The organism is Kribbella albertanoniae, assembly GCF_004348455.1.
Classification (GTDB): domain Bacteria; phylum Actinomycetota; class Actinomycetes; order Propionibacteriales; family Kribbellaceae; genus Kribbella; species Kribbella albertanoniae.
In genome coordinates, this window is the sequence record NZ_SMKA01000030.1 from 42,431 (window position 1) to 48,430 (window position 6,000).

At 69.2% G+C, this 6,000-nt stretch carries 5 protein-coding genes; all 5 read left to right on the forward strand.

Going from position 1 to position 6,000, the window contains the following annotated elements; genetic code table 11:
• The first annotated feature begins 22 nt into the window (after positions 1 to 22).
• Positions 23 to 1,144 (forward strand): hypothetical protein, encoded by a 1,122-nt coding sequence (locus E1261_RS10300; protein ID WP_132405201.1) that lies wholly within the window; start codon positions 23 to 25, stop codon positions 1,142 to 1,144.
• Positions 1,141 to 2,166, forward strand: a complete 1,026-nt coding sequence (locus E1261_RS10305; RefSeq protein ID WP_202874577.1) for a serine/threonine-protein kinase — start codon at positions 1,141 to 1,143, stop codon at positions 2,164 to 2,166. Before E1261_RS10300 ends, E1261_RS10305 begins: the two co-directional genes overlap by 4 nt.
• Positions 2,163 to 2,678, forward strand: a complete 516-nt coding sequence (locus E1261_RS10310; protein ID WP_132405203.1) for a hypothetical protein — start codon at positions 2,163 to 2,165, stop codon at positions 2,676 to 2,678. The genes E1261_RS10305 and E1261_RS10310 overlap by 4 nt, the downstream gene beginning before the upstream one ends.
• Positions 2,671 to 5,154: an Hsp70 family protein gene (locus tag E1261_RS10315; RefSeq protein ID WP_132405205.1), complete on the forward strand. Its 2,484-nt coding sequence runs from the start codon at positions 2,671 to 2,673 to the stop codon at positions 5,152 to 5,154. Before E1261_RS10310 ends, E1261_RS10315 begins: the two co-directional genes overlap by 8 nt.
• The coding region (locus E1261_RS10320; protein WP_202874579.1) for a hypothetical protein at positions 5,151 to 6,000 on the forward strand (850 nt) is incomplete at its 3' end. The genes E1261_RS10315 and E1261_RS10320, both read left to right, overlap by 4 nt.

The following is a 6,000-nucleotide window of genomic DNA, read 5'->3' on the forward strand; positions in this document are numbered from 1 at the left end:
CGACGGCCGCGACGATTTTCGGGTGACCGATGCCGTTGTGACCGCGCTGCGCGAGATCGCCAACCGCGATCTCTACCAGCGCAATGCCTTTCACATCACTGGTCTGTCGACTGGAGTGGACCGCCGTACGACGCGGCGTCGGCAGCAGCACGTGACCGCCGTACTGGAGGCCGGGGCGGATCTGGAAACCAGCGGGTCGACTGATCCGGACGAACTGCGGATCGCGTTCGACCGGTTGCTCGGTGATCCGCGGCGGCGGCTGGTCGACGAGGTGTTCGGCGAGTGGGGCCGGCCGACCGGTGAGTGCGGCTGCGATGTGCCTGTGCACCAAGCGCATGACGAGGCGGTCTACGCACACGCCAGTGCGATCGAGTTACTCCTCGCACCGCCTGGCCAGCAGCAGTACCTGGCCATGTGGCGCCGAGCGGGTGAGCGCTGGACGACGGCGATGGAAGACCCACAGTTCTGGCAGCACCTGCGCAACCGCGTGCTGTCCCTGGACGACTGGCAGCTGGCTGCGAGTGCGATCGACCAGATCCGCAGCGAGCTGTCTGCCGCTCTGACTGGTCCCCTGCTCGACCTGGCGACCACTGGTGACTACCCGGCCCGTGTGGCGAAGGTACTCGAGGACTGGCCGATCGGCGGTGCGGCGACGCAGCGCTGGGTGCTGGACGCCATGCGACCGCAGTACGAGCGGGCTGAGGACGCCACCGTCGCACTACTGCGCAGACTGCAGCAGGGGCATCACGAGGTCGACCCGGTGATCAGTGAGCTGGACCGTAGCGTGCTGCCGGTCTACCGGCGGCTACAGGTGATGCTGCCGTCTGAGCAGCACCAACGGACCCTGACACTGCGGGACGACATCGCGCTGGTCTATCACAACGGCGCAGTCGGAATCGCGAACGAGGGCTCGGTCCATGACGAGCGGATCACCCAGCTACTCGACCAGGCCGACGGGTACGCAGGTACTCCGGCGATGAAGGCCAAGATCATGGAGAACCGGGTCACCGCGCAGTTCCTCGCGCGGAACACGCCGCACTACTCACTGGACGATCCGCCCGAGCCCATGAGCACCGGCTGCATTGTCGCCCTGGTCGTGTTCATTGCCGTCGTCTTCTTCATCCTCGTGGCGGTGTTCTCGTGAACGCGTTGCTGGCGCCCGGGGACCGCGTCGGGGAAGCGTTGGTGGTGGACCGGCGGCTCGGGGCGGGCGCGTTCGGCGAGGTGTACCGGGTGCGGCACGAGCACCTCGGGCTGCAGGCGATGAAGGTGTTCCGCGAGGTGACTTCGCTCGAAGGGACCGACGAGCTGCTGGAGGAGGCCCGGCTGCTGTCGACACTCGGTCATCCCAACATCGTTCGGCTCTTCGACGCCGGCGTCGTGCCGACCTGCGAGGGTCAGCGCGGGTACTTCACCATGGAATACGTCTCCGGCGGCACACTGCAGCAGCTGGCCGATGCGTACCGCCCGGCGCTTCCGACCGAGCTCGCCGTACAGGTGATCGAGCAGCTCGCCTCCGGCCTGGCCGCGGCGCACGACCGCACACCGCCGATCCTGCATCGCGATCTGACGCTCGCGAACGTCATGTACGGCTACGACAACGAGCGGTTGCGGGTCCGGATCTCCGACTTCGGGCTGGCCAAGAGCGCCAACCCGGTCACCATGCTGGCCAGCGCGCAAGGCACCTACGTGTTCATGGCACCCGAAGTACTGCGGGACTTCGGCTACTCGGCCGCGTCCGATGTGTGGTCGATCGGGGTGATCGGCTATCTGCTGCTGACCGGCCTGCTCCCGTACGACGACGGCACGGATCCGACCACCTGGTCGAGCACCCGGTACACGCGCCGGTTGCACCCGCCAAGCGCGTTCGATCCGCGGATCGACCTCGAGCTGGACCGCATCCTGCTCGCGACCCTCGCACCGCTCCCCCGCGATCGGACCGCGTCCGCGGTGGAGTTGTCGGAGCAGTTGACCGCATGGCGCCGTACGACGAAGTCACCGTCCGAACGCGCGCAGGAGCTGGCCGCGGGCGCAGCGGACGCAGCGGGAGCCGGGGCGCTGGAGCGAGCGGTGGAGTTGATGGAAGAGGCGTTCGTGCTGTCGCCGGAGCTGCGCCTGCAGTACTGGCTGGACGTGGCGCGGTGGAAAAGAGGAGTGATCTGGTGAGGACCTGGTTCCGGCAGTGGCGGCAGCATCGCGAGATCCGGATCGCGGAACCGACGTTCAGCGAGGAGCAGTGCCGGGAGCTGGCCGAGCTACTCACGCTGCTCGAACGCACGCCCTCAGAACCAGCCCTCTCGGTGCCAGCCTCGGAAGCGGCAGAGGACACGAGAGCCTTGGCCGAGGCCGCGACGAGCCTGTGGCGGGCGCAGCGGAAGCTGACTCAGGCCGGACGCTCGGCCGAGAACCGGCAGACCGGCCGCTACCTGCGCGCCTGCGGGGAGGCGCTGGCCGCGGCCGGACTCGTCGTACAGGAACACGACGGTACGACGTTCAACGCGGGCCGGGCGCTCGATGTCCTTGTGTACCAAGACGATCCGGCCGTGACCGAGGAGACGATCGTCGAGACCGTGCGTCCGTCGGTCTACTACCACGACCGGCAGATTCAGCGCGGCGAGGTCATCGTCGCCCGGCCAACCGCAGACGAATCCACGAAGGTGGGCGATGGATATGCGTGACACGATCGATTTCGGGATCGACCTGGGCACCACGAACAGTGCGCTGGCAGTGGCCGGTGACGACGACGTCCGGATCCTGAAGAACAACGACGACCAGTCCGACATCACGCCGTCCGCGGTCTGGCTGCCGAAGGCGGACACGGTCTGGGTCGGCCGCCGCGCGCGGCACCGGGCCGAGACGGATCCGGAGAACGTGGCGATCGAGTTCAAACTCGAGATGGGGCTGGCGGACGCGAGCCGGACGTTCGGGAAGGCCGGGGTGACGCTGAGCGCGCCGCAGTTGTCGGCCGAGGTACTGAAGACGCTGCGCGCCGATGCCGCCCGGTACGCCGGTGCTGCGCCGGACTCGGTGGTGATCACGGTTCCGGCGGCGTTTGCGCTGAACCAGAACAAGGCGACGCTGGAGGCCGCGCGACTGGCCGGGTTCACGGGGTCGGTGCCGCTGCTGCAGGAGCCGACCGCGGCCGCGTTCGCGTACGGCTTCGAGGATGCGGACGAACGCGCGTACTGGATGGTGTTCGACTTCGGCGGCGGCACGTTCGACGCGGCCGTGGTGAGTAAGCGGGACGGCGATCTGCGCGTGCTGAATCACGCCGGCGATCCGTACCTGGGCGGCAAGCTGATCGACTGGGCGGTCGTCGAGCGGCTGCTCGCGCCGGCCGCTGCGCGTGATCTCGGGCTGAAGGACTTCCGTCGGGACAACGCGATCTGGCGCGGGAACTTCGGCCGGCTCAAGCAGGCTGCAGAGCAGGCGAAGATCCAGCTGTCCGGGCGCGATCGGGCCGAGCTGCTGCTTGAGCTGGTGGTCGACGGGTCGGAGGAGACGTTCGAGTTCACGCTGACTGCAGAGGCGCTGGACGCCGTCGCGATGCCGTACTGGGCGCGCGCGGTCAACCTGTGTCGGGAGGCGTTGGCCGATAGTGGTTTGGGTTCCGAGAAGATCGATCGGCTCCTGCTGGTCGGCGGGGCGACGCTGGCGCCCGGACTGCGCGAGCTGCTGAGCGATCCGACGCATGGGCTGCAGATCGAGCTGGATACGCGGATCGATCCGACCACCGTCGTGGCGCGTGGTGCGGCGATTTTCGCCGGGACGATGCGGCGGCCGGCGTCGGAATCGGTAGTGCGGGCGGTCGGTGAGTACGGCGTGGAGCTCGCCTACGAGCCATCGTCGACAACGACCCGGCCGACCGTGGCCGGGCGGCTGAGCGGGCCGTCCGGCGAGGTCGACTGGTCGGGGCACAGCGTGGTGATCGCGAACCCGGAGGGTCGGCCGCCGTTCCGGACCGGGCGTGTCACCGTGAACCGGGTCGGCGCGTTTGCCACCGAGGTCGAGCTCGACGAGCACCGCACGTCGCGCTTCACCATCGAGCTGTATGACGGGAACGGCGCGCCGCTGCCGTTGGCCGGAGGGACCTTCGGGATCACGCATCGGGACGTGGAGTTCGGGGGTGCGCGGTTGACGCATTCGCTGGGGATCGCGTTGGCGGATCAGAAGTTCTCGCCGCTGGTCCGGAAGGGGACCGCCGTACCGACGCGGGTGCGGGAGATCTTCCGTACGTCGCATGCGTTCAACCGCTCCGACCCCGAGGCGATGGTCCGGATCCCTGTGGTGCAAGGGGAACGGGCTCGTGCCGATCGGAACCGGCAGGTCGGGATGCTGCAGATCCGGCCGGTCGACATCCGGATCGACCTGCCCGCCGGTACCGAGGTCGAGGTCACCTTCGAGGTGGACGAATCGAACCTGGTGACGGTGGTGGCCGACGTACCGCTGATCCAGGCGCAGTTCGAGGCGGAGATCGATCTCGACGACGTGCTGACGCCGGATTCCGACGTACTCGCTGATGAGTTGGCCGACGTTGAGCGGCGGATCGCCGATGCTGGACGGACTGCGGCGACGAGTCCGGAGGTCGAGCAGCGGCTGGCGCGGCTGCAGGAGGAGGGCACGCTGGCGACGGCACGCGAGCAGGTACGCGCGGCCTCCTCGGATGCCGGAGCAGCCGTGACGGCCGAGGACCGGTTGCGGGAGGTGCAGGCGCAGCTGGACGACATCGACGAGGCCGCGCAACGCCCGGCCAAGGAGCGCGAGCTGCGTGATGTCCTCGCCGAGGCGGAGGAGTTGGTGGAACAGGTCGGCCGAGCCGCAGACCGCGCCGAGCTCGCCGACCTGCGGACGCGGGCCCAGGATGCGATCGACCGCAAGGACATCCGTTCCATCGAACGCGAGACCGAGCAGGTCGTGTCGTTCCTGATCGGGCTCGAACGGCGGCAGCCGGGCTTCGTGATCCGCCTCTTCAACCAGCTCGCCCTCGACACCTCATCGATGCGGCCGGCCTCCGAGGCCCGACGCCTGGTCGCAGCCGGTCGTTCGGCGGCAGCCCGCGGCGACGAGGCCGGCCTGATGGTCATCTGCCAGCAACTCGTCCGCCTCCTCCCCCAGTCCCAGCAGAGCACAGTCGTCGGTCTGGTCCGCTCATGAATTTGGAACAGCTGGCCGTCGCCACCGCCGCCCACACCGCCCGCCGAGGCTCGCTCACCGAGGCCCTGCACTTACTGGACGGCCTGGACTCCCCCGAGGCCCTCGACCTGCGCGCCCGGGTGCTAGCCCAGCTCGGCCGCTGGCAAGAAGCCGACGACACCTGGGCCGGGTTCCAGCCTCCCCACCTTCACCCCGGGACGGGGGTGGAGGTGGGGGCCTCGGTCGAGCGTGCTCTGGCGCAACAGGCGCTGGCGGGGCGGGCGCTGGCGCGGAAGGTGCTGGCCGGCCGGGCGCGGCAGCGACCCGTCGTACGGCCGGTGGCGGTGGCCGCCGTCGCGATGCTTGCCGTCGGCGGGATCACGGTGGGAACCACAGCGGCCGTGAACCGGCCCGAAGTAGCAGCTGCGGAACCCCAGCCTTCCGTGGCACCGCAGACAGTCACCGTGACGCCAACCGGACAACTGGACGAGCTGAACCGGCGGATCGCCGCCGAGAAGGCTGCAGCAGCCCGCCTGGACGCGATCGCCGCGTCGGTGGCCATGCCCGGCGTGACAGTACGACAGGAGCCCGGCGCCGTACGCGTGGTGTTCAACCGCGGCCTGTTCAGCTCCGGCACCACATTCGCCACCGGCAGTGCAGAGCTGCTAACCCAGCTGGCCCCGAAGCTCAAACAGGTCCCCGGAATCACAGTCGTAGGCCAATCGGTCGCCATACCAGGCAGTGAAGCCACCGGCGGCTCCAGTACGGCGCTCGCCCGCGCCCGCGTCGCCGCCCAGCACCTCGCCCAGGCCGGCGACCTCCCGCTGACCCGCCTCGCCCTCGCCTCCGGCGACCAGTCCCACCCCC

Excerpts from the sequence above, each read along its gene's own strand:
- E1261_RS10315 (WP_132405205.1), top strand. The coding sequence starts at position 2,671 with ATGCGTGACACGATCGATTTCGGGATCGACCTGGGCACCACGAACAGT.